At 63.9% G+C, this 23,675-nt stretch carries 23 protein-coding genes; 14 read left to right on the top strand and 9 right to left on the bottom strand.

Annotated features, from left to right (window positions below; all coding sequences use genetic code 11):
- Positions 1 to 76: 76 nt before the first annotated feature.
- The 5 genes from argB to ACFZAI_RS01215 all read left to right on the top strand — a co-directional run bounded on the left by argB (position 77) and on the right by ACFZAI_RS01215 (position 5,124).
- Positions 77 to 979 carry an acetylglutamate kinase gene (gene argB / locus ACFZAI_RS01235; protein WP_006216311.1) on the top strand — a complete coding sequence of 301 codons (903 nt, stop codon included), beginning with the start codon at positions 77 to 79 and terminating at the stop codon, positions 977 to 979.
- The gene (locus tag ACFZAI_RS01230) at positions 979 to 1,725 is read left to right on the top strand and encodes a pyrimidine 5'-nucleotidase (RefSeq protein WP_391565212.1); all 747 of its coding nucleotides are present in this window, start codon (positions 979 to 981) and stop codon (positions 1,723 to 1,725) included. The genes argB and ACFZAI_RS01230 overlap by 1 nt, the downstream gene beginning before the upstream one ends.
- Positions 1,726 to 1,779: 54 nt before the next feature.
- Positions 1,780 to 2,355: a nucleoid occlusion factor SlmA gene (gene slmA, locus ACFZAI_RS01225; RefSeq protein ID WP_054420679.1), complete on the top strand. Its 576-nt coding sequence runs from the start codon at positions 1,780 to 1,782 to the stop codon at positions 2,353 to 2,355.
- A 213-nt stretch (positions 2,356 to 2,568) separates the two neighbouring features.
- A complete protein-coding gene (locus ACFZAI_RS01220; protein WP_391565211.1) occupies positions 2,569 to 4,062 on the top strand; it encodes a DASS family sodium-coupled anion symporter in 1,494 nt (497 codons plus the stop codon).
- Positions 4,063 to 4,074: 12 nt separating this feature from the next.
- The gene (locus ACFZAI_RS01215) at positions 4,075 to 5,124 is read left to right on the top strand and encodes an Ldh family oxidoreductase (RefSeq protein ID WP_391565210.1); all 1,050 of its coding nucleotides are present in this window, start codon (positions 4,075 to 4,077) and stop codon (positions 5,122 to 5,124) included.
- A gap of 1,031 nt (positions 5,125 to 6,155) precedes the next feature.
- On the opposite strand, the gene rodA is transcribed toward ACFZAI_RS01215, so the two are convergent.
- The 5 genes from rodA to ACFZAI_RS01190 form a co-directional block, all read right to left on the bottom strand.
- The gene (gene rodA / locus ACFZAI_RS01210; protein WP_054420682.1) at positions 6,156 to 7,292 is read right to left on the bottom strand and encodes a rod shape-determining protein RodA; all 1,137 of its coding nucleotides are present in this window, start codon (positions 7,290 to 7,292) and stop codon (positions 6,156 to 6,158) included.
- A complete protein-coding gene (gene mrdA, locus ACFZAI_RS01205) occupies positions 7,292 to 9,217 on the bottom strand; it encodes a penicillin-binding protein 2 (RefSeq protein ID WP_391565209.1) in 1,926 nt (641 codons plus the stop codon). The genes rodA and mrdA overlap by 1 nt, the downstream gene beginning before the upstream one ends.
- A 15-nt stretch (positions 9,218 to 9,232) precedes the next feature.
- Complete coding sequence (gene mreD / locus ACFZAI_RS01200; RefSeq protein ID WP_054420684.1) at positions 9,233 to 9,793, bottom strand: rod shape-determining protein MreD; 561 nt, start codon at positions 9,791 to 9,793, stop codon at positions 9,233 to 9,235.
- Positions 9,780 to 10,664, bottom strand: a complete 885-nt coding sequence (mreC, locus tag ACFZAI_RS01195; RefSeq protein ID WP_054420685.1) for a rod shape-determining protein MreC — start codon at positions 10,662 to 10,664, stop codon at positions 9,780 to 9,782. The genes mreD and mreC overlap by 14 nt, the downstream gene beginning before the upstream one ends.
- Before the next feature lie 84 nt (positions 10,665 to 10,748).
- Positions 10,749 to 11,792: a rod shape-determining protein gene (locus ACFZAI_RS01190; RefSeq protein ID WP_006216320.1), complete on the bottom strand. Its 1,044-nt coding sequence runs from the start codon at positions 11,790 to 11,792 to the stop codon at positions 10,749 to 10,751.
- A 227-nt stretch (positions 11,793 to 12,019) separates the two neighbouring features.
- Between ACFZAI_RS01190 and gatC the strand changes: the two genes are divergently transcribed.
- From gatC to ACFZAI_RS01165, 5 genes are all read left to right on the top strand, one after another.
- Positions 12,020 to 12,328, top strand: coding sequence for an Asp-tRNA(Asn)/Glu-tRNA(Gln) amidotransferase subunit GatC (gene gatC, locus ACFZAI_RS01185; protein WP_054420686.1), 309 nt, complete (start codon positions 12,020 to 12,022; stop codon positions 12,326 to 12,328).
- Positions 12,329 to 12,331: 3 nt separating this feature from the next.
- A complete protein-coding gene (gene gatA / locus ACFZAI_RS01180; RefSeq protein ID WP_391565208.1) occupies positions 12,332 to 13,858 on the top strand; it encodes an Asp-tRNA(Asn)/Glu-tRNA(Gln) amidotransferase subunit GatA in 1,527 nt (508 codons plus the stop codon).
- Positions 13,859 to 13,962: 104 nt separating this feature from the next.
- Positions 13,963 to 15,420 (top strand): Asp-tRNA(Asn)/Glu-tRNA(Gln) amidotransferase subunit GatB, encoded by a 1,458-nt coding sequence (gene gatB, locus ACFZAI_RS01175; RefSeq protein WP_391565207.1) that lies wholly within the window; start codon positions 13,963 to 13,965, stop codon positions 15,418 to 15,420.
- Between the two features lie 103 nt (positions 15,421 to 15,523).
- On the top strand, positions 15,524 to 15,772 hold the full coding sequence (locus ACFZAI_RS01170) for a hypothetical protein (RefSeq protein WP_391565206.1): 249 nt from the start codon (positions 15,524 to 15,526) through the stop codon (positions 15,770 to 15,772).
- Positions 15,769 to 16,227, top strand: coding sequence for a type II toxin-antitoxin system VapC family toxin (locus ACFZAI_RS01165; RefSeq protein ID WP_391565205.1), 459 nt, complete (start codon positions 15,769 to 15,771; stop codon positions 16,225 to 16,227). The genes ACFZAI_RS01170 and ACFZAI_RS01165 overlap by 4 nt, the downstream gene beginning before the upstream one ends.
- 48 nt (positions 16,228 to 16,275) lie before the next feature.
- On the opposite strand, the gene pyrE is transcribed toward ACFZAI_RS01165, so the two are convergent.
- Positions 16,276 to 16,974, bottom strand: coding sequence for an orotate phosphoribosyltransferase (gene pyrE / locus ACFZAI_RS01160; RefSeq protein ID WP_391565204.1), 699 nt, complete (start codon positions 16,972 to 16,974; stop codon positions 16,276 to 16,278).
- Positions 16,975 to 17,107: 133 nt separating this feature from the next.
- On the opposite strand from pyrE, the gene ACFZAI_RS01155 reads away from it, so the two are divergent.
- Positions 17,108 to 17,896, top strand: a complete 789-nt coding sequence (locus ACFZAI_RS01155; protein ID WP_391565203.1) for an exodeoxyribonuclease III — start codon at positions 17,108 to 17,110, stop codon at positions 17,894 to 17,896.
- On the opposite strand, the gene ACFZAI_RS01150 is transcribed toward ACFZAI_RS01155, so the two are convergent.
- Complete coding sequence (locus ACFZAI_RS01150) at positions 17,893 to 18,852, bottom strand: LysR substrate-binding domain-containing protein (RefSeq protein WP_391565202.1); 960 nt, start codon at positions 18,850 to 18,852, stop codon at positions 17,893 to 17,895. The two genes, ACFZAI_RS01155 and ACFZAI_RS01150, sit on opposite strands and share 4 nt — an antisense overlap.
- 111 nt (positions 18,853 to 18,963) lie before the next feature.
- Between ACFZAI_RS01150 and ACFZAI_RS01145 the strand changes: the two genes are divergently transcribed.
- Positions 18,964 to 19,575, top strand: a complete 612-nt coding sequence (locus tag ACFZAI_RS01145; RefSeq protein WP_391565201.1) for a LysE family translocator — start codon at positions 18,964 to 18,966, stop codon at positions 19,573 to 19,575.
- A gap of 422 nt (positions 19,576 to 19,997) precedes the next feature.
- Complete coding sequence (gene gdhA / locus ACFZAI_RS01140; protein WP_054420693.1) at positions 19,998 to 21,344, top strand: NADP-specific glutamate dehydrogenase; 1,347 nt, start codon at positions 19,998 to 20,000, stop codon at positions 21,342 to 21,344.
- A gap of 129 nt (positions 21,345 to 21,473) precedes the next feature.
- On the opposite strand, the gene ACFZAI_RS01135 is transcribed toward gdhA, so the two are convergent.
- Both ACFZAI_RS01135 and ACFZAI_RS01130 read right to left on the bottom strand, forming a co-directional pair.
- The gene (locus tag ACFZAI_RS01135) at positions 21,474 to 21,965 is read right to left on the bottom strand and encodes a copper chaperone PCu(A)C (RefSeq protein ID WP_391565200.1); all 492 of its coding nucleotides are present in this window, start codon (positions 21,963 to 21,965) and stop codon (positions 21,474 to 21,476) included.
- 19 nt (positions 21,966 to 21,984) lie between these two features.
- Positions 21,985 to 22,884: a LysR family transcriptional regulator ArgP gene (locus ACFZAI_RS01130; protein WP_054420695.1), complete on the bottom strand. Its 900-nt coding sequence runs from the start codon at positions 22,882 to 22,884 to the stop codon at positions 21,985 to 21,987.
- Between the two features lie 148 nt (positions 22,885 to 23,032).
- Here ACFZAI_RS01130 and ACFZAI_RS01125 point away from each other — a divergent pair, with 148 nt between their 5' ends.
- Positions 23,033 to 23,665, top strand: coding sequence for a LysE/ArgO family amino acid transporter (locus tag ACFZAI_RS01125; RefSeq protein ID WP_391565199.1), 633 nt, complete (start codon positions 23,033 to 23,035; stop codon positions 23,663 to 23,665).
- Positions 23,666 to 23,675: the final 10 nt, after the last annotated feature.

Here is a 23,675-nt window from a genome sequence, read left to right as displayed (position 1 = left end):
GCTACCGCGTGCCAAACGCGTTTTTGTGCAGGCATTTTTTCTAACCACTTACACGTATATTGCCGACTTAGCTGCCATGACCGACACCCCCGACCCTGCTGCCGTTTCGTCCCCCGCTGTCAAAGCCGCTGTGCTGTCTGAAGCACTGCCGTATATCCGACGATTCCACGGCAAGACCATCGTGGTCAAGTACGGCGGCAACGCCATGACGGAAGAGCGCTTGCAGCGTAGCTTCGCGCACGATGTCGTGCTGCTCAAGCTGGTGGGTCTGAACCCGGTGGTGGTGCACGGCGGCGGTCCGCAGATCGACGACGCGCTGCGCCGCATCGGCAAGCAAGGCACCTTCATCCAGGGCATGCGCGTGACCGATGCCGAGACCATGGAAGTGGTCGAATGGGTGCTGGGCGGCCAGGTCCAGCAAGACATCGTCATGATGATCAACGAGGTCGGCGGCAAAGCCGTGGGCCTGACCGGCAAAGACGGTGGCTTGATCCAGGCCCAGAAAAAGCTGATGGCCAACAAGGACAACCCCGCTGAACCGATCGACATCGGCTTTGTGGGCGACATCACGCTGGTTGAGCCGGCCGTGGTGAAGGCCTTGCAAGACGACCAGTTCATCCCCGTCATCTCGCCCATTGGTTACGGCGAAGACGGCACGGCCTACAACATCAACGCCGACGTGGTCGCCGGCAAGATGGCCGAAGTGCTGGGCGCTGAAAAGCTGCTGATGCTGACGAACACCCCGGGCGTGCTGGACAAGGCCGGCAAGCTGCTGCGCAGCCTGTCTGCCCAGACCATCGACGAACTGTTCGCTGACGGCACCATCTCGGGCGGCATGCTGCCCAAGATCTCGTCGGCGCTGGACGCCGCCAAGAACGGCGTGAACTCTGTCCACATCGTCGACGGCCGCGTGCCGCACTGCCTGCTGCTTGAAATCCTGACCGATCAAGGCGTAGGCACGATGATCAGCTCGCATTGATGCGAGCACAGCGTCTGCTGTTGCGGCCGGCGGTGCGCATGCGCCGCTCGCGCCGCGTCGCCACGGGCGTTTCCGAACGCCTGTGGCTGTTTGACCTGGACAACACGCTCCACGACACCTCTCACGCCATCTTTCCGAAGATCGACCACGGCATGACCATGGCCGTGGCCGAGGCGTTGAATGTCGATATCGATACCGCCAACGACTTGCGCCGCCAATACTGGCAGCGCTACGGGGCCACGATGATCGGCATGGTCCGGCATCACGGCGTGAACCCGCACGATTTCCTGCATCGCAGCCATGACTTCGACGTCAACCCGCTGGTGCGCGCCGAAAAGGCGCTGGCCTACAAGCTGCGGCAACTGCCGGGCCGCAAGGTGCTGCTGACGAATGCGCCGCTGCACTATGCGCGATCGGTGCTGGCGCGGCTGGGTATCTTGCGCCAGTTCGACAGCCTATGGGCCATTGAACACATGCGCCTGCATGGCGAATTCCGCCCCAAGCCGTCGCCCGCGCTGCTGCGCTACGTGCTGGCCCGCGAAGGCGTGCCGGCTCACCGCGCGGTGCTGGTGGAAGACACGCTGGCCAACCTGCGCGGCGCACGGCGCGTCGGCGTACGCACCGTGCACGTCTATCACCCTGGCACCCCCTTTTCGCGCGGCCAATCCCACCGTCCGGGCTACGTCGACTTGCGAGTAAACTCCGTCAGTGATTTGTTGTTACGCCGGCGTCCCCTGCGGGGATAGCGGCGCGCTCCACCCCCCTTTCACCGTCAAGCCTGCGCGAGAGCAGTCCCTTCCATGGCGAGCAAACCCGGCGAGCGCAAGACCCAGATTCTGCAAACTCTGGCCGAGATGCTGGAGCAGCCGCATGCGGCGCGCATCACCACGGCCGCGCTGGCCGCGCGTCTTGAGGTGTCGGAAGCCGCGCTGTACCGGCACTTCGCCAGCAAGGCGCAGATGTTCGAAGGGCTGATCGAATTCATCGAAACCAGCATCTTCACCTTGGTGAACCAGATCGCCGCCGCCGAACCCTACGGCGTGCCGCAAGCCCACAAGACCGTGGCCATGCTGTTGACGTTTTCCGAACGCAACAAGGGCATGACGCGCGTGCTGACCGGCGATGCGCTGGTCACGGAAGACAATCGGCTGCAAGAACGCATCAACCACATCAACGACCGCATCGAAACGTCGTTAAAGCAATCGCTGCGCATCGCCATCACCGATGGCGGTTTGCCCTCGGACGCGAATGTGGCCGCGCACGCGAGCCTGCTGACGCATCTGGTGCTGGGCCGCTGGCTGCGCTATGCGCAAAGCGGCTGGCGGGTGGCGCCGACGTTGCACCTGGATGAGCAACTGCGTCTGGCGCTGGGCTGACCCCCACCGCCCAAGGCTTGCGACCAGCGCGGGCGGACGAGCATAATGCCCCGGGTGGCTTTCCTCAAGCCCAAATTTCCATCGGTTTGATCCACATCAATGCGGGTTTTCCTCAATGCCGTCACGATCTTCCTGTAGCGTCGACACATCGAATTAGATAAACCCGTGCTCGCGGGGAGTGTGTCGTCAGTTTGACTTCAACCGGAGATGGATATGACCGCGCCAGCCGCTGTCCCTGCCTCACAGGCACCCAAGAAAGCAAAAATTCCAATCGGACTCGTCGCCGGCATCGTGGTGATGATCGGAGTGCTGATGATGCCCCTGCCCGCCGATCTGCCCGTCGCGGGTCACCGCATGTTGGCGATCCTGGCGTTTGCGGTGGTGGTCTGGATTACCGAAGCCGTGTCTTACGAAGCCAGCGCGATCATGATCACGACGCTGATGGCTTTCCTGTTGGGCACGGCTCCGACAATCAAAGACCCGAACGTGCTGTACGGCACGTCGGCCGCCATCAGCATGGCGCTGACAGGCTTTGCAAACTCGGCGCTGGCGCTGGTGACCGGCGCCTTGTTCATTGCGGCCGCCATGACCTTCACCGGGCTGGACCGGCGCATTGCGCTGGTCACGCTGTCCCGGGTGGGCACCAGCACGCGCCGCATCCTGATCGGATGTATCGCCGTGACGATCGTGCTGAGCCTGGTTGTGCCCAGCGCCACCGCGCGCAGCGCCGCCGTCGTGCCGATCATGATGGGCGTTATCGCGGCCTTCGGCGTGGACAAGCGCTCGAACATCGCCGCCGGCATCATGATCATCGTGGCGCAAGCCACCAGCATCTGGAACGTGGGCATCCAGACCGCCGCCGCGCAGAACTTGCTGACGGTCGGCTTCATGGAAAAGATGCTGGGCGAACGCGTGGCGTGGTCGGACTGGCTGATTGCCGGCGCGCCCTGGTCGCTGATCATGTCGGCCGTGCTGATCATCGTGGTCCTGAAGCTGCTGCCGCCGGAAAGCGACAGCATCGCCGGGGGCAAGGAAGCGGTCGAAAAGTCGCTGCTTGAGCTGGGCCCGATGACGGGCGCGCAAAAGCGCCTGATGGCCGTGTCGATCATGCTGCTGCTGTTCTGGTCGACTGAAGGCAAGCTGCACAAGTTCGACACCACCTCGACCACCTACTTTGGCCTGGTCCTGCTGATGCTGCCGCGCTTTGGCGTGATGACGTGGAAAGACGTGCAATCGCGTATCCCATGGGGCACGGTGATTGTGTTCGGCGTGGGTATCAGCCTGGGCACCGCCCTGTTGACGACGCAAGCGGGCCAATGGCTGGGCAACCAGGTCGTGGCGCACACCGGGCTGGATCACCTGGGGCCGCTCGCCATCTTCGCCATTCTGGCAGCCTTCCTGATCGTCATCCACCTGGGTTTCGCCAGCGCAACGGCACTGACGTCCGCCATGCTGCCCATTCTGATTTCGGTGCTGGCCACGCTGCCGGGCGACTTCAGCCGCCTGGGCATGACGATGCTGCTGGGCTTTGTGGTGAGCTACGGCTTCATCCTGCCCATCAACGCGCCGCAGAACATGGTGTGCCTGGGTACGGAAACGTTTAACGCCAAGCAGTTTGCGAAGGTCGGCATCATTGTCACCATCGTGGGTTACCTGCTGATGCTGGTGATGGGCGCGACCTACTGGCGCTGGCTCGGCTGGCTTTAAGGAGAACGCATCATGAAACTCTCTTTAGCTCAAGCCAATGAATACGGCCGCCTGGTGCTGATGGCGCAAGGCGTGCCGGAAGACATCGCCCGCGACGTGGCCGAACACCTGGTCGAGTCCGACCGGGTGGGCTACACCAGCCACGGCCTGTCGATCCTGACGAACTACCGCCGCGTGCTGTCCGAAGGGCTGGCCAAGCCCGACGGCCGCCCCGAACTGGTGAACGACCGCGGCGCGATGCTGGCCTATGACGGCCACCATGGTCTGGGTCAGTACGTGGGCAAGGTCGTGATTGAAAAAGCGATCGAGCGCACGCAGGAACATGGCCAATGCATTCTGACGTTGCGCCACAGCCATCACCTGGGCCGCATGGGCCACTTTGGCGAAATGGTGGCGGCCAAGGGCCTGATCCTGCTGGCCTTCACTAACGTGATCAACCGCGCGCCCACCGTCGCGCCGTTTGGCGGCGCGCAAGCGTGCCTGACCACGAACCCGCTGTGCTTTGCCGGCCCGCTGCCCGGCGGCCGCCCGCCTTTCATCGTGGACATGGCGACCAGTTCCATCGCCGTGAACAAGGCGCGCGTGTTGGCCGCCAAGGGCGAACAAGCGCCTGCGGGGTCGCTGATCGACGCCGAAGGCAATCCCACAACAGACCCCGGCGCGCTGTTCTCGGACCCGCCCGGCGCGTTGCTGCCGTTCGGTGGCCACAAGGGCTATGCGCTGGGTCTGGTGGCCGAACTGCTGGCCGGCGTGCTGTCTGGCGGCGGCACGATCCAACCCGAACACCCGCGCATCGGCGTGGCAACGAACAACATGTTCGCATTGCTGCTGGACCCGCAGGTGGACTTCAATACGGATTGGCGGTCGATGGAAGTAGGTGCGTTCATTGACTACCTGCACGCTTGCAAGCCGCAACCCGGCGTGGAAGCGGTGCAATACCCCGGCGAGTACGAAGCTCGTAACCGGGCGGTGAATGCGGACTCGGTAGAGTTCGACAGCCGCATCTGGGATGGGTTGAGTAGGTTGGCTGTCGAACTGGGGGTGCCTGAGGCGTTGCCTTGAGAGATCAGGGTTTTTTATGGGCTGTCGGTTGGGTTCTTTAGACGCCCGTGGCGGCGGTGGCCTGCGGGGCGCGGGGCAACGATTGCGGTCCGGAGCCTTCGCTCCGGACTGCCCCGTCGTCATCTTCGTCACCCGCCGAAGGCGGGTTCCTTCAGATTCCCTCGGGCTTATCGACGCCCCGCGCCCCGCAGGCCACCGCCGCCACGAGCTCGGGTAGTTGCAATCTGACGTCAGCTGGGGCGATTTGTTTTCTTAGGGTTCTCGCCACCGGGTGTAGGTGGTGGAAGATCTTGCGGGGCCCGCTCCAGGCCGGCCGCGCGGGCGGCCTTTTGGAGCTTACGCGCGGTGGGGCGTCGTGATGCTTTTCGCTTCGCGTGTGGCTGCTTGGTCCGGGTTTTTTTGGCGTGAGTGCTGTCTAGGAATATCTCGCAGGGTCGTCCCTTATCTACTGCGCGGACGGCCTATTTACGCTAGCGATGTGCCGTATCGCGACGACTCTGATCGCCTTCATAGAATGGGTGACGTCCGCGATGGCCGCCACTTGAACCCCAGTGCGTGGCGCGCAACGGGTCGGCATGCGCAAGACAGTGCGCGCTGCGCGCCACCCTTTACCCCCCCAAAAAACCGCGGCGGGGCACTAGAAAACCACTCCCCACATTCGCGCAAGCGACTACCGCGCAAACGCCCACCACTGCGTATGCCGAGTAAGGCCGCCCGCGCGGCCGCCACTCGGCGGGCCCCGCAGCACTCGTCAATAAGGCACACCCTAGCAGCGCATCAGGCCAAGACGCTGGCAGCACGTCGGCGCGGTGGCCCTGACTGCGCGCAACCTCGATGCGCCCGAGGGAATCCGAAGGGAGCCGAAGGCGGACGAGGATGACGAAGGGGGCGTCCGGAGCGAAGGCTCCGGACCGCAATCGTGGGCGCGCGCAGTCAGGGCCACCGCGCCGACGGGCGACCTACAAAGCGCTACAGCCAGTCCGACAAGCCAACAACCGACCCACGAAGATCAAAGACCGCTGCAAAAAAAATCAAGCCTTCACCGACCGATGCCGGCTGATACTCATCATGATGCCGAACGCAATTCCCATCGTGAACAACGCCGTCCCCCCGTAACTCATGAACGGCAACGGAACCCCGACGACAGGCAAAATCCCCGTCACCATGCCAACGTTTACGAATACGTAGATGAATAGCATCATCGTCAGCGCCCCCGACAGCAGCCGTCCGAACTGCGACGCCGCGCGCGATGCGATGGTCAGGCCGCGGGCCATCATCAGGCCGTACAGCACCAGGATGGCGATACCGCCATACAAACCGAATTCCTCGGCGTACACCGCGAAGATGAAGTCCGTCGTGCGCTCGGGGATAAAGTCCAGGTGCGTCTGCGTGCCCTTCATGTAGCCCTTGCCGTACACGCCGCCCGAGCCCACCGCGATCATGGATTGGATCGTATGGAAGCCCTTGCCCAGCGGGTCAGAGCTGGGATTCAAGAGCGTGCAGACCCGGTGCTTTTGGTAGTCGTGCAGCACCACCCAATTCACGTCAGGTTCGCACAACTGGTCTTCGTAGTAGACCAGCGTGCCAATCGCGATGATGCCGGCCAGCATCACCGGCACCAGCAGCTTGAACGACAGGCCGGCGAAGTAGATCACGAAGAAACCGGCGCCGAACACCAGCAGCGCCGTACCCAGGTCAGGTTGCAGCACGATCAGGCCGAAGGGTGCGGCCAGCATCGCGGCGGCGGCCAGAAAGTCGCGGATGCGCACCGCGCCCTCGTGGCGCTGGAAGTACCAGGCCAGCATCATCGGCACGGCGATCTTCATCATCTCGGATGGCTGGATGCGCGTCACGCCCAGGTTCAGCCAGCGGGTCGCGCCCTTGCTGGTTTCGCCGAAGAACTCCACGCCCAGCAGCAGCACCACGCCCACCACGTAAAACGGCAAGGCCAGCTTCATCAGCCACTTTGGCGGGATCAGCGCCATCGTCCACATCGCGAAAAACGCGATGATGAAATTGCGCGACTGCTCGGCGAAACGCCAGTCCGTGCCGCCCACGGCGGAATGCATCACGGTCAGGCCCAGCGCCGCGAACATCAGCAAGATGGCCAGCAGCGGCCAATCGAATGCCGTGAACACGCGTAACAGGATAAGGCCCAAGCGCTTCATTATTGGCGCACCACATCGGAGGTAATGGTTTCGACCGACGCCAAGGGGTCATTGCGGTCGGGCCGCACGATCTTGTCCTGCCGGTCTTTGGCCAGCCAATAATCGAACACCTTACGCGCCACAGGCGCGGCCACGCTGGCGCCCCAGCCGGCGTTTTCGACGATCAGCGACACCGCGATGCGCGGATGTTCAAGCGGCGCGAAGCCCATGAACAAGGCGTGGTCGCGCAGGCGTTCGTCGATGGCGCTGGCGCGGTAGTGGCCGCCGCGCAGGCTGAACACCTGGGCCGTGCCGGTCTTGCCGGCGGCTTGGTATGGGGCGTTGGCGAAGGCGCGGCGCGCCGTGCCGGCACGCACCACGTCGCCCATCGCGTTCTTGATGACGTCCAGGTTGGCCTGCTTCAACGGAATACGGTAATCGGGAGTGGACTCGGTGGGCTTGGCCACGCCGGTGCGCGGGTCACGCACCGCATGCACCAGATGCGGACGGCGATACAGGCCGTTGTTGGCCAGCGTTGACGTGCCTTGCGCCAGCTGCAACAGCGTGAACGCGTTGTAGCCCTGGCCCACCGCCACGGAAATGGTTTCGCCCGCATACCAGCGCTGGCGGTCCTTGTCTTTGTAGGCCGAACGCTTCCAGTCGGTGGACGGCAGCACGCCGCGCTTCTCGCCTTCCAGATCGATGCCGGTGATCTGCCCAAAGCCGAATTGCTTGGTGAAATCGTGCAGCGCATTCACGCCGATCTCGGGGCCGAGCGAATAGAAATATGTGTCGGACGACACCACGATGGCCTTGTGCATGTCGGTCATGCCGTAGGCCGCGCCGCCCGCGTTGCGGAATTTCTGTCCGCCGAATTCGTAGTAGCCGGGGTCCGAGATGCGATCCGTTGCGCGGCGCTTGCCCAGTTCCAGGGCGGCCAGGCCGACGAAGGGCTTGTAGGTGGAGCCGATGGGGTACGTGCCGTACAAGGGGCGGTTGATCAGCGGGTGGTCCGGCGATTCATTCAGCATGCGCCAGTTGTCCACGTCGATGCCATCCACGAACAGATTGGGGTCAAACGACGGTTGCGACACAAAGGCCAGCACTTCGCCCGTGTCCGGGTCGATGGCGACTAGCGCGCCGCGCTGGCCTTCGAAGGCTTCTTCCGCCACCTTCTGCAAGCCCAGGTCGATGGACAGCATGATGTCCGACCCCGGCACTGGGTCGATGCGGCGCAACGTGCGCATGGGGCGGCCGCCTGCGGTGACTTCGACTTCTTCCAGGCCGGTGCGGCCGTGCAGCTGTTCTTCCCAGGTTTTCTCGATGCCCTTCTTGCCGATGACATCCGTGCCGCGGTAGTTGCCCAGCTGGCCGGCGCGTTCCAGCTCTTCGTTGTCGCCTTCGGCGATGCGGCCGATGTAGCCCACCACGTGCGCGGCCGACACGCCTTGCGGATACTCGCGCACCCAGCGTGCGCGCAGTTCAACGCCAGGAAACTGGAACGCGTGCGCGGCGAACCAGGCGGCCTCGGTCTCGTTCAGGTTGTTGCGCAGTTGCAGGCTGGCGTAGCGGCTGGATTCCGCCGCGCGCCGCTTGAAGCGCCGCTGGTCGGACGGGCTGATATAGACCACTTCGGTCAGGCGTTCGAACAGCTCGTTCATGTTGCCGGCGTGGGCCGGCACCACTTCCAGCGTATAGGTGCGGTAGTTGCGCGCCAGCACTTCGCCATTGCGGTCCAGGATTTCGCCGCGGCGCGGCGGAATCGGCACTACCGCGATGCGGTTGCGGTCGGCACGTTCGGACAGGCCTTCGTAGCGGTCCACCTGCAAATACCAGAAGCGGCCCACCAGCACGCCAAAGCACGCCAGCGCGAACACGCCGCCCACCCAGGCGCGCAGGCGGAAGCGCTGCTTTTGCTGCTGGCCGGTTTTCTTGAATTCAAACATGAGGCGACGCCGCCATCAGGCGGAGGAAGATTCGGCGTCGTCGGCACCGCGCTGCGGCAAGTGCAGGACCCAACCCGCCAACGGCCACAGGGCGGCCGTGATGGCAACGCTGATCGTCCAGTCCCAGCCCGGCCATTTGCCGGCCAGCCAAGCGTGGATGATCTGGGTCAGGAAACGAGCAATGAAGAAGACAGGCAGCATGTGCATCGCCTGGCTCCAGAGGTCGAACCGTTGCAGCCGGCGGTGCAGCACCACAGCGCCATAGGCGACCAGGGTGTAGGACAACGCGTGCTCGCCGAGCAGGCCCGCATCGTGCACATCCATCAGCAAGCCGAAGAAGAAGGCAGTGAACAAGCCGACGCGGCGCGGCTCGTGCACGCACCAGAAGGCGATGATCAGCAGCAGCACATCGGGCGCGCCCTGCCACAAGCGCCACGGCAGCAACGACACCAGCCACACCAGCAGCAGCGTGCCCCAGACGAACACGCCGTGCGCTGGACCAGACAGGCGGTCGGGGTGCACATTGCTGGGCGTACCCAGGCGGCGCCTGGGTTGCGATTGATTAGTCCGATCCACCGGAATCGACCTCCTGACGGTTGGACTCGGCGCGGGCCACATCCACCTGGAGCACCAGGAAGTGGCGATAGCGTTCGGGATGGGCCAGCGGTTCACACACGGCGCGGGCGAAACCGGAAGCGGTGTCGCGTTCGACCGAGGTCACTTTGGCCACGGGCAGGCCGGCAGGAAACAATCCGCCGACGCCGCTGGTAACGATAGTATCCCCTTCCTTGATGTCCGCATTGGCGGCAAGGTAACGGACTTCCATCTTGCCGGGCGAGTTGCCGCCAAAGGCAATCAGGCGCAGGCCGTTGCGCAGCAGCTGCACGGGAATGGACACTTGCTCATCGGTGACGAGAGCGGCTTCGGCCGTCATCGGCGTCACGCGGACGATCTGGCCAACCACGCCGCCTTCGTCGATGACGGGCATGCCCGGCGCCAGACCGGCCTTGCTGCCCTTGTTGAACACCAGCCGCTGCGTAAACGCGTTGGTGGGTTCGTACATCACTTCGACCACCACGGCGGATTGCGCCACCGTATCGGTCACGCCCAGCAGACGGCGCAATTGCGCGTTTTCGGCGGCCAATTGGGCCGCATGCGACGCCACCTGTGCCAGCTCGATGCGCTGGCGCTGCAAGGCTTCGTTTTCACTGCGGATAAGGTTCGCCGCGTTGACCCATTCGTTGACCTGTTGCACAAGGTCGCGCGGCGCCATGACGGCGCGCTGGAAGGGGTAAATCGCCACGGACATCGCACGGCGTGCTGGTTCCAGCATGCGGAATTGCGAATCAATGATGATCAGGGCCAAAGCAAGGACGACCAGAACGACCAGCCGCACCTCCGCAGGTGGGCCGCGCCTGAATAGGGGGGGAGTCCCTTGTCGTTGCATGAATCTCAGCCCGGACGCCCGCGTCCGTAGCCACCGCAGCGGCCGGAGCCGGAAAAAAGCGGGGCTCCGGGCTGGCGGGCGGTATTAATCGTTGATGAAGATGGCGCCCAGTTTCTCAAGGTGTTCCAGCGCCTCGCCGCAACCGCGCACGACGCAGGTCAGGGGATCGTCGGCCACCACGACGGGCAGGCCGGTTTCTTCCTGAAGCAGGCGATCGAGATCGCGCAGCAGCGCGCCGCCACCGGTCAGGGCGATGCCCTTGTCGGTGATATCGGCGCCGAGTTCGGGCGGGGTTTGCTCAAGGGCGATCTTCACTGCGGATACGATCTGGTTCAGCGGATCGGTCAGCGATTCCAGGATCTCATTGGAAGAGACCGTGAAACTGCGCGGCACGCCTTCGGCCAGATTGCGGCCCTTGACTTCAATTTCGCGGACTTCGGAACCCGGGAATGCGGAACCGATTTCCTTCTTGATCAGTTCGGCGGTAGGTTCGCCGATCAGCATGCCGTAGTTGCGGCGGATGTAGTTGACGATGGCCTCGTCGAACTTGTCACCGCCCACGCGCACCGAGCCCTTGTAGACCATGCCGCCCAGCGAGATGACGGCCACTTCCGTGGTGCCGCCGCCGATGTCGACGACCATGGAGCCGCTGGCATCGGACACGGCCAGGCCGGCGCCGATGGCCGCGGCCATGGGTTCTTCGATCAGGAAGACGTGGGACGCGCCCGCGCCCAACGCGGATTCGCGAATGGCGCGGCGTTCAACTTGGGTGGAACCGCAAGGCACGCAGACGATAATGCGCGGACTGGGCGCCAGCATGTTGCGGGGGTGCACCATGCGAATGAACTGTTTGAGCATCTGTTCGGTGACCGTGAAGTCGGCGATAACGCCATCCTTCATGGGCCGAATGGCCTCGATATTGCCGGGAACTCGGCCAAGCATTTGCTTGGCTTCGTGGCCGACGGCCTGGATGATCTTTTTGCCGTGAGGCCCGCCTTCATGACGGATTGCGACCACGGAGGGCTCATCGAGCACGATGCCCTTGCCGCGGACGTAAATCAGCGTATTGGCGGTACCGAGGTCAATCGCCATATCGCTGGAAAAATAACTGCGCAGGAATCCGAACATGGGAGCTCAGCTAAATTCTGGGGGGAATTGGGTTCATGCCGCGGGGCGTTTGGCCCGAAAAAGGTCGGGTCCGCCTGTCATCACGGCGATTAAACCGTGAATCATAACTTATAATTTCACCGGAAATAGCGCATAAATGCAGGCTATTCAAGCTTTGTAACGGGTTTGGTGCGTACATACTGCCCAGTCCCGCCCTTCGGCCTTCGCTTATCGATTTTGCAATCCCTATGGCGCTCAATGACACAGATGTGGCCCGCATTGCCCGGCTGGCCAGAATCGAACTGACCCCCGACCAGCGCACGCTTGCGCAGGCCGAGCTTAACGGCATCCTCCACCTGATCGAACGGCTTCAGTCCGTCGACACCCAAGGCGTCGAACCCCTGGCTCACCCCCTGTCCGCCCATGAGGACATTGTGCTGCGCCTGCGTGAAGACGCCGTGACCGAGACCAGCTCGGAAGCCCGCCGCCAGGAACTCCTGGCCAACGCCCCCGATGCCCAGGAAGGCTTGTTCCTGGTCCCGAAAGTCCTAGACTAAGCCATGACGAAACCCGCCCTGCATACCCAATTCGAGGGGATCGCCGCCTTGCGCGCGGCCCTCGCCCAACGCCAGATCAGCGCCGTCGAACTGGCGCAAAGCGCGCTGGCGGCCGCCGATGCGGCCAGCGGCCTGAATTGCTTTTTACATATTGACGCTGAATTGACGCTGGCCCAGGCCCGCGCCGCCGACGCCGCCCTGGCCGATGGCTCGGCCGGCCCGTTGGCAGGCGTGCCCATCGCCCACAAAGACGCCTTCGTGACGCGCGGCTGGCGCACCACCGCCGGCAGCAAAATGCTGGACGGCTACGTCAGCCCGTTTGACGCCACCGTTGTCGAGCGCCTGAGCGCAGCCGGCGCCGTGTCGATCGGCAAGCTGAACTGCGACGAATTCGCCATGGGTTCCGGCAACGAGAATTCGGCCTACGGCGTCGTGAAGAACCCCTGGGATCACGCCGCGGTGCCGGGCGGGTCGTCGGGTGGTTCGGCCGCTGCCGTGGCAGCCCGTCTGGTGGCCGCCGCCACCGGCACCGACACCGGCGGTTCGGTGCGCCAGCCCGCCGCGCTGTGCGGCGTGAGCGGCATCAAGCCGACGTACGGCACGGTGTCGCGCTTTGGCATGGTCGCCTTCGGTTCCAGCCTGGATCAGGCCGGCCCCCTGGCGCAATGCAGCCGCGACCTGCTCGAACTGCTGGATGTTGTCAGCGGCTTCGATCCGCGCGACGCCACCAGCCTGGAAAAGTGCGATGCCGCCGTGAACGAACCGGGGCGCGTGCGCCGTGATTTCGACGCGGCGCAAGGTGCGTTCGACGCCGCCGGCAGCCAGCCCCTGAAGGGCCTGCGCATTGGCGTGCCGGAAGAATATTTCGGCGCCGGTCTGGCTGCCGATGTGGCGGCTGCGGTGGAAGCCGCGCTGGCCCAATTCGAAGCGCTGGGCGCCGTGCGCGTGCCCGTGTCGCTGCCGCGCACGGAACTCGCCATCCCGGCCTACTACGTCATCGCCCCGGCCGAAGCGTCCAGCAACCTGGCCCGCTACGACGGCGTGCGCTACGGCCACCGCACCGAGCAGTACGGCGACCTGAACGAGATGATCAGCCGCTCGCGCGCCGAAGGCTTCGGCGACGAGGTCAAGCGCCGCATCCTGATCGGCACCTACGTGCTGTCGCACGGCTACTACGACGCCTACTACTTGCAAGCGCAACGCCTGCGCCGCCTGATCGCGCAGGACTTCCAGCGCGCCTACGCCGGCCAGTGCGACGTGATCATGGGCCCGGTCACGCCGACGGTCGCCAAGAACATCGGCGACAACCGCGACGACCCCACGGCCGACTGGCTGGCCGACGTCTACACGCTGGGCGTAAGCCTGGCCGGCCTGCCCGCGATGTCGATCCCGTGCGGCTTCGGCGGCGACAACGGCAAGCGTCCGGTCGGTTTGCAGATCATCGGCAACTACTTCGACGAAGGCAGGCTCCTTGCCATCGCCGACCGCTACCAACAAGTCACCGACTGGCACAAGCGGTCCCCGCTCTGATGACGCCCCCACGCTCTCTTCGCTCGCAGCCCCCCGAAGGGGCCGCCGGCGTTTGGGGTGGCCCGGCGCCGCGGCCGCGGCACTACTGATTGGAACTACAAATAATGAACTGGGAAATCGTCATCGGTCTGGAAACGCACACGCAGCTTTCCACCGACTCCAAGATTTTTTCGGGTAGCAGCACGCAATTCGGCGCCGCGCCCAACACGCATGCCAACGTGGTTGACCTGGCCTTGCCGGGCAGCCTGCCGGTCATGAACCGCGGCGCCGCGGAACGCGCCATCCGCTTCGGCCTGGCCGTGGGCGCAACGATTGCGCCGCGCTCGGTCTTTGCGCGCAAGAACTACTTCTACCCCGACCTGCCCAAGGGCTACCAGATCAGCCAATACGAGCTGCCGGTGGTTGTTGGCGGTTCGCTGTCGTTCTTCGTCGGCGAAGAAGAAAAAACCATCAACCTGACGCGCGCCCACCTGGAAGAAGACGCCGGCAAATCGCTGCACGACGACTTCACGCTGGCCAACGGCTCGCCCGCCAGCGGCATCGACCTGAACCGCGCCGGCACTCCGCTGCTGGAAATCGTGACCGAGCCCGAAATGCGCTCGGCCGCCGAAGCCGTGGCCTACGCCCGCGCGCTGCACAGCCTGGTCGTCTGGCTGGGCATCTGCGACGGCAACATGCAGGAAGGCTCGTTCCGCTGCGACGCCAACGTCTCCGTGCGCCCGGTGGGCCAGAAGGAATTCGGCACCCGCACCGAAATCAAGAACGTCAACTCGTTCCGCTTCCTGGAACGCGCCATCGTCTACGAAGCGCGCCGCCAGATCGAGCTGATCGAAGACGGCGGCACGGTGGTGCAGGAAACGCGCCTGTACGACGCCGACCGCGACGAAACGCGCAGCATGCGCAGCAAGGAAGACGCGCACGACTACCGCTACTTCCCGGACCCCGACCTGCCCACGCTGGTGATCTCCAGCGCGTGGGTGGACGAAGTCCGCGCCGCGATGCCCGAATTGCCGGCCGCCCAGCGCGCCCGCTTCGAAACGCAATACGGCCTGCCGGCGTACGACGCCGCGCAACTGACCGTCAGCCGCGATCTGGCTGCTTACTTCGAAGCCGTGGCGCACGCGCTGCCGGCGGGCCAAGCCAAGCTGGCCGCGAACTGGGTCATGGGCGAAGTCGCCGCCGCCTTGAACAAGGACGAAAAGAGCATCGCCGATTCGCCCGTGCAAGCACCGGCCCTGGCTGCCCTGATCGGCCGCATCATCGACGGCACGATCTCGAACAAAATCGCCCGCGAAGTCTTCGGCGCGATGTGGGCGGGTGAAAACGGCGGCGACGCTGACGCCATCATCGACGCGCGCGGCTTGAAGCAGATCAGCGACACGGGCGCCATCGGCGCCATGATCGATGAGGTGCTGGCCGCCAACCCGGCAATCGTGGAAGAGTACCGGGCCGGCAAGCAAAAGGCGTTCAACTCGCTGGTGGGCCAGATCATGAAGGCCGCTCGCGGCAAGGCCAACCCGCAACAAGTGAACGACCTGCTCAAGCAGAAGCTCGACAACTGACAGTCCCCACGGGGATCAGTCTGATAAAAAGCCGCGGCACATTGCCGCGGCTTTTTATTTTGCGAAGAATGGGGACGGCCAATTTTTTGATCGGAGCCCCGAAATGTCTGACTACATCGAAGTGCCGCAGGAAGCGGTGGCGGATTGCCTTGAAGCGCTGATTGTGGCGGCGCAAAATGGCGCGCGCATCGTGATCATGAAAGGCGGCAAGGCGCGCGCCTATATTCGGCCCGCTAATCCCGCAATGACCAAGGATGCCTATGACGCGCTCCTTGCTCTCAAACGCTTTCCTCGCGTGCCTGGCGTACCCGACGATCAGTTGCGCGCTTGGCTAAAGGAGGATCAGCGTTGATCACGATACTAGATGCCTCCGTCGCCTTGGCGTGGCTTGCCGACCGCACTGATGCCACGGAAGCCATGCTGGCACGCCATTTGTTCGAGGAAGTGGATCATTTCGACATGCTTGTTCCTCAACACTGGCGAGTGGAAGTCGCCAACGGCATGCTACGACTGCAACGCGCGCAACTTGTGTCGCCCGCCAAGGTCACCTTGTTCGCCAACCAGCTTGAGGCCCTTGCCATAGAAAGCGACAAGGCGAACATCCCGCATCGGTGGGCGCATATCAGACTAATCGCGTTGGCTCACGCGTTGACAGCGTACGACGCGGCGTATGTTGAATTGGCAGTGCGTTCAGGTGGCTGCCTAGCCACGTTTGACCGCAAGTTGGCCGATGCAGCCAGGGCCTGCGGGATTCCGATTTTCGGACAAGCACACGGCATCGCAGAACCCATGGCGGTCTATGGCTAGCGAGGTAGCACACCGCGCCACCTCTGCCGTTACCGGTCGTTCGCGGCCTTACTTCACCCCGTACTTCGTCCGGTATGCCTGCACCGCGTCGCGGTTTTCCGCGAATGACGCGTCGTCTTGCAGCAGCGCCATGATGTCCGACAGCGATGCAATCGACACCACCGGAATGCCGTAGGTCTTCGCCACGTCTTGCACGGCCGAATGGGCCGACAGGGCATCGTCGGGGCCTGCGCGTTCCATGCGGTCCATGGCGATCAGCACGGCAGCGGGTTCAGCGCCCGCGTTGCGGATGATTTCCACCGATTCACGTACCGACGTGCCCGCCGTGATCACGTCGTCGATGATGACTACCTTGCCCTTGAGCGGCGCGCCGACCAGCGTGCCGCCTTCGCCGTGGTCCTTGGCTTCCTTGCGGTTGTAGGCAAAGGGCACGTCGCCCCGGCCGTCCATGCCCGGGTGCGCGGCCAGCGCCACGGCCGTTGCGGTGGCCAGCGGGATGCCCTTGTACGCGGGGCCGAACAGCATGTCGAACGCCACACCCGAATCCAGCAACGCCTGGGCGTAGAACTGCGCCAGCTTGCCGACCGAGCGGCCGCTGTTGAACAGGCCGGCATTGAAGAAATAGGGGCTGATGCGGCCCGACTTGACCTTGAAGCTGCCAAAGCGCAGCACGCCTTCGTTCAGGGCAAAGCGGACAAAATCCAGGGAAGTGGCGGAAGCGGTCTTGGAAGCAGGGGCGGCGGGCATGCGAGTGGGTCCGGTAGATGGCAAACCCCCGCATTTTATCCGTTGTCAGGGCTATTCCCGAGGCTGGCTGCCGAGTCGGTTAAATTCCTGGCATTGTTCCGGCCCCTGGCGGCCGCTCTACAGGAGTTTCGCTTTGCTGCGCATCACGTCGATCAATCTCAACGGCATCCGGTCCGCCTTTCGCAAGGGCCTGCAACCTTGGATGGAAAAGCATGCCGCAGACGTCCTTTGCCTTCAGGAAATCAAGATCGCCGACGCCGATCTGACTGACGACCTGCGTCACCCGCCCGGCTACACCGGCCACTTCCATCACGCGGTGAAGAAGGGCTATAGCGGCGTGGGCATCTACCTGCGCGACGCGGCCGAACGCGTGAACATCGGCCTGGGCTGCGATGAATTTGACCCCGAAGGCCGCATCATCCGTGCCGACTGGAAGAACCTGTCGGTGATCAGCGCCTACCTGCCCTCGGGCTCCAGCGGCGACGAACGCCAGCAGGCCAAGTACCGCTTCCTGGACCGCTTCGGCCCGTGGATCGACGCCTTGATGCATGAACACAAAACCACCGGCCGCGAGTTCGTTATTTGTGGCGATTGGAACATTGCGCACAAGGAAATCGACCTGAAGAACTGGAAGGGCAACATGAAGAATTCGGGCTTCCTGCCCGAAGAGCGCGCCTGGCTGACCGACGTGTTCGACAAGCGCGGCTTTGTGGATGTTTTCCGCACCATTGACGACCGGCCCGACCAGTACACATGGTGGAGCAACCGCGGCCAGGCCTGGGCGAAGAACGTGGGGTGGCGTATCGACTACCAGATCGCCACGCCCGGCATCGCCGCGCGCGCGCGCAACGTCGCCATCTACAAAGACGAACGCTTCTCTGACCACGCGCCGCTGACGATCGACTACGACACCACGCTTTAAGCCATGCCGGCCGGAGTTGGGTCTGGCGGGGCGGCGCCCGCACCTGCAACGCCCGGCGCGGCCCTGGCCGGCGTATCGCCGCGCACCGCCTCCCGCAGCGTACGCGCCGCTTCTTGCCGCAACCAAGCCAGAAACGCCGCCGCCCGGGGGTCATTGGCGAACGGCCGGGGCGACAACAGGAAATACGCGGACCCGTCGCGCGCAAAGCCGAGCGGCGCTTCAAGCCGATGGTCCTGCAACGCGTCCCGCGCCATCAGCGCCGACCCGATCGCAACACCCAACCCCGCCGCGGCCGCCTGCAAGCTCAGATAGAAATGCTCGTAGACCGGGCCGGCGCGGCGCGGAGGCTTGTGGCCTGAGGCCTGCGCCCATTGCCGCCACGCGCGCGGACGCGTCGCGCTGCCCAACGCCACGCCGTCGATCCAATCCGCTGCCGGTTCCGTGCCCGGCCGGCGCACCGGCCCCGTCCATTCGTCACACACCCGCTCTGCATGCAGCGCGGCGTCCCATTCGAAATCATTGCGCCTGAACGCCACATCCACGCCTTGCGCCGCAAAATCGACCGCGCCGCCTGCCGCGTAAAGATGCACCTGCACGCCGGGATGAGTGCGCTGAAAATCGGGCAGGCGGGGAATCAGCCACATCATGGAGATTGTGGGTTCACAGGACACGACGAGAGGCGCGCCCGCATCCGGCTGCTGCAACTGCGCCAAGCCCGCCCTCAACTGTTCGAACAGGCCTTGCGTCACGGCAAGCAGTTGCCGCCCGGCATCGGTTAGAAAAACAGCTCGATTCCGGCGTTCGAACAGCGTCAATCCCAGCGCTTCTTCCAGCAGCTTGATCTGACGGCTAACCGCGCCATGGGTCACATGCAGCTCTTGCGCAGCGCGGCCAAAAGCTTCATGGCGGGCGGCCGCATCAAAGACGCGCAGCGAATTGAGCGGTGGCAGTTTCATGATGGTCGTTGAGTTTTTCTAACGGATATCTGGCATTAAAAATCGTTTTTCACCGTCACGCCAGGGTCACACAATGGGCGCCCGTTCCCGATATCCCTGCTTCTGCCCGCCATGACCGAACTCATCGCCGTCGCCCTCATCACCCTGCTCGCGGTCATCAGCCCGGGGCCGGACTTTGCCATGGTGACGCGTTACAGCTATCAGTTTGGCCGGCGTACCGGGCTGGTCTGCGCGCTGGGCATCGGGCTGGGCGTGCAGGTGCATGTGTTCTATACGATGTTCGGGGTCAGCCTGCTGGCCCATTACGCGCAGCCGGTGTTGCAGGGCATCAAGCTGGCGGGCGCCTGTTATCTCGTCTACATGGGATGGAAGACGTTTTTCAACCGCACTCCGGTCAGCCAGGATCTGTCTGCGCCGCCCGCGATCACGGCCTGGCAAGCGCTGGGCAGCGGCTTTCTGACCAATGCGCTCAACCCCAAGACCACGCTATTCGTGATCAGCACCTATACCCAGGTGGTGTCGCCCGGCACGCCGCTGGCGCAGCAGTTCGGCTATGGGCTGTTCATGTCGTTCGCGCATTGGCTGTGGTTCAGCTTTGTGGCGTGGTCGATCTCGTCAGACGGCTTGCGCCGGCTGTTGCTGGGGCGCCAGCGGGCGGTGGACCGCGTGGTGGGCGTTGTCTTGATGCTGCTGGGCGCCGCGTTGGCGGTGGTTCAGGTGTGACACCGGACTTGCCCTCCATCAAATAAATATTAGGGACGCATAGAAACAAATATACACGGCCGGCAATAAGCCAGACGCCGACGCGAGCCTTTGTTTACTGGGTAATTGCCCCTGTTCCGCTCGGAGGCGAATCCCAAATAAATGGGGGACATATTAAATTTCCCTGTGAATTCAAGGATCAGGTACTTTTCAAGCTGCATTTCAGCTTGTTTTCAACATTGCCACGCAATAATGCGTCCCCATTAATAATCAGAAAAAAGTCTTTTGATATCAAGCCCCTGGCGGACTTTTCGGGCTTTGCGCAGGGCAGCAATTTTCCCTACACTTGCGCACCAAGCCGGTGCAGTTCATGCACCAGAATAAATATTCAGCGCCCCACAATGGCGCAATCCGCACCTATTCGAAGCACCCCCGAGGAGATCATGTTGAAAGTGCAGAGTCTGGACGACTTTCTGCGTGGCGTCGCCGCGCGCGACCCGCAGCAACCTGAATTCATGCAAGCCGTCCAGGAGGTGATGCTGAGCTTGTGGCCGTTCATCGAAAAGCACCCCCACTACGCCGAGCACGCCCTGCTTGAGCGCCTGGTGGAGCCGGAACGCGTGATCCAGTTCCGCGTGTGCTGGACCGATGACCAGGGCCGCGCCCAGGTCAACCGCGCTTTCCGCATTCAGCACAGCTCGGCAATTGGCCCGTTCAAGGGCGGCATGCGCTTTCACCCCTCGGTGAACCTGTCCATCCTGAAGTTCCTGGCGTTTGAACAAACGCTGAAGAACTCGCTGACGACGCTGCCCATGGGCGGCGGCAAGGGCGGTTCGGACTTTGACCCCAAGGGCAAGTCCGACGCCGAAGTCATGCGCTTCTGCCAAGCCTTGATGATTGAGCTGTATCGCCACCTGGGCCCGGACACCGACGTCCCCGCCGGCGATATCGGCGTGGGCGCGCGCGAAGTCGGCTTCATGGCCGGCATGATGAAAAAGCTGTCGAACTCCACCGCCAGCGTCTTCACCGGCAAGGGCCTGACGTTCGGCGGCAGCCTGATCCGCCCCGAAGCCACCGGCTACGGCACCGTGTACTTCGCGGAAGAAATGCTCAAGCGCGTGGGCAAGTCGTTTGATGGCTTGCGCGTCTCGGTCTCGGGCTCGGGCAACGTGGCGCAATACGCCATCGAAAAGGCCATGTCGCTGGGCGCCAAGGTGGTGACGGTGTCGGATTCGAACGGCACGGTCGTCGACGAAGCCGGGTTCACGCACGAAAAGCTGGTCGCGCTGATGCACATCAAGAACGACCTGCGCGGCCGCCTGGACACGTATGCCCAGCAATTCGGCCTGAAATACGAAGCGGGCAAGCGCCCGTGGCACGTGCCGGTTGACGTGGCTCTGCCGTGCGCCACCCAGAACGAACTGGAATTGGCCGACGCCCAGACGCTGATCAAGAACGGCGTGCTGTGCGTGGCCGAAGGCGCCAACATGCCGGCCACGCTGGATGCCGCCAAGGCATTCATCGCCGCCCGCGTGCTGTACGCCCCGGGCAAGGCCACCAACGCTGGCGGCGTGGCCGTGTCGGGCCTGGAAATGGCCCAGAACTCGGCCCGCCTGGCCTGGACGCGCGAAGAAGTCGACGCGCGCCTGCACGCCATCATGCGCGACATCCACGAGAACTGCGTGCGCCACGGCCACAGCGAGCGCGAATACGTCAACTACCTGGACGGCGCCAACATCGCCGGCTTCGTCAAGGTTGCCGACGCCATGCGCCAGCAAGGCCTGTATTGATTCTGCCGATGCGGGCGGGTCGTTGTGCCTTTTTGCGCGCCGCAAACCCCTGACGCGTCACAAAAATGGCGGCCCCTGAAACAGGGGGCCGCCATTTTTTATGCCTGCGCCAAATGGCGCAATGCCTGATCAGTGCTTCATCGCGCCGTGGTCGTGGCTCATGCCGGGGTTGTGCGAGGCCGGCTTGACCTTGAACTGCACCGCCACTTCGCCCGCCTTTTCGAACTTCAATGTGGCGGGCACGGTTGCGCCATCGGTGAACGGCGCTTTCAGCTTGATGAACATGACGTGATAGCCGCCCGGGCTGAGCTTGACCTCTTTATCCGCGGGCAAGGGGATGCCGCCTTCGACCTGGCGCATCTTCGACACGCCGTTCTCGGTCTGCACCGTGTGCAGCTCGACACGCTCGGCGGCGTCGGACGACACCGACAGCAAGCGGTCTTCGGTCTTGGCGTCGTTGTCGATATCCATATAACCCGCCCCATTGGACTGGCCCGGCGCCGACGCGCGGACCCACAGGTCGTCGACTTCGATCTGCCCGACCTTATAGTCCTTCGCCCAAGCCGAGCCGGCCGTACACAAGCCCAATGCGGCAATGACTGCGAACTTGCGGATGTTCATGGGGTGTCCTCCTAGTGGGTTAACGCCGCCGGACCAAGCTGCGGGCGGCTGACAGAACCGAATCGGTCAAGGCTTCCATCGCCTCGGAGTTTACCCGCCAATGCTGCCAATAAAGGGGCACATCCTCCCAGGCGCGCCCCCGAAGCAGCATCAGATGACCGGCATCAAGGTGTTCCTGCACCAGCGGCAGCGGATTCATCGTCCAGCCCAGCCCGCCCAACGTGGCTTGCACGAACGCGCGCGTTGACGGCACCCACCAGACCGGCGGCTGCCACGGCGCCGGGTCCGAGATCTTGTGCGCAAAGCGCGCCTGCAAGGCGTCCTTGCGGTTGAACACCAGAACCGGGGCCTGCGCCAACGTCTGCGCGTTCACGCCGCTTGCGAAGTAGCGCTTGTGGAAATCGGGCGTGCAGGTCGCCACGTAGCGCATGCTGCCCAGCGCGTGGATGCGGCAGCCCTGCACCGGGTCCGCCAGTGTCGTCACCGCCCCCAGCACCGAGCCGTTGCGCAGCAGCGCGGCGGTGTGGTCCTGGTCTTCAGACAGCATGTCCAGCGTGGCGCGGGTGCGGGCCGAGAACGCAAGCGCCGCATCGACGAACCAGGTTTCCAGGCTGTCGTGATTGACCGCGATGGGGATGCTGGCGTGCGGCACATCGTCGTCCGTCACGCCCAAGCGGTTCAGCGCGTCGTGTTCAAGCAGCGCCGTCTGCTCGGCCAGTTGCACCAGCACCCGCCCATCTGCCGTGGCTGCCGCCGGCACCGTGCGCTGCACCAGCAGGCGGCCCATGCGGTCTTCCAGCGCCTTGATCCGCTGCGACACGGCCGACGGCGTCACGCTCAGCGATAACGCGGCGCGCTCGAAACTGCCTTCGCGCACCACGGCGGCCAGCGCCCGCAGGTTGCCATGATCGATTTTCATAAATTAGTTTTGCTTAATATAGTGAAGGAAAATTAGCTGTATTTCATAGCGTGCGCAAGGGACAATTCGTTATCACCGGAGCGCGCAATGCGTCCGGCACCGACATCAAAGCGCCGCCACAGGCGTTGCAGTTACAGGTATTCGCATCATGTTCGCCACCCTTTCGTCCCCCCTCTTCCTGACCGCCTGGGCCAGCGGCACCGCCACGGGCCTGGGCTTGTTCGCCGTCGTCGGCGCGCAAAGCGCCTTCATCCTGCGCCAGGGCCTGATGCGCGCGCATCTGCTCAGCGTGGTCGCCATCTGCGCGCTGATCGACGCCGTCTTCATCTTCGCCAGCGTGTCCGGCTTGCAAGCGCTGACCGCCTGGTTTCCGTGGCTGACCACCGCCGTGCTGTGGTTCGGCGTGGCATTTTTGTCCTGGTACGGCCTGCAATCGGCACGCCGCGCCTGGACCGCCACCGGCGGGCTTGCCGCCGCGCGTGACGTGGTGCCGTCGCGCCGCGCCGCCATGCTGGGCGCGCTGGGCTTTTCGCTGCTGAACCCCCATTTCTGGCTGGACATGGTGGTGGTCGGTTCGCTGGCGCACGGCTTTGACGATGCCCGTATGGCATTTGCCGGCGGCGCGTTCACCGCCAGCTTGTTGTGGCTGGCCGTGCTGGGCATCGGTTCGCGCCTGTTCGCGCCGTTCTTTGCCCGCGCATCGGCGTGGCGCGTGCTGGATGGCGTCATCGCGGTTGTGATGATCGGGCTGGCGATCAGCCTGGCCGTCAAGGGCGTCTAAGCCCCATCGC

The organism is Achromobacter sp. NPDC008082 (assembly GCF_042957345.1).
Taxonomy (GTDB): domain Bacteria; phylum Pseudomonadota; class Gammaproteobacteria; order Burkholderiales; family Burkholderiaceae_B; genus Achromobacter; species Achromobacter kerstersii_A.
This window is presented reverse-complemented; position numbering and strand designations above follow the sequence as displayed.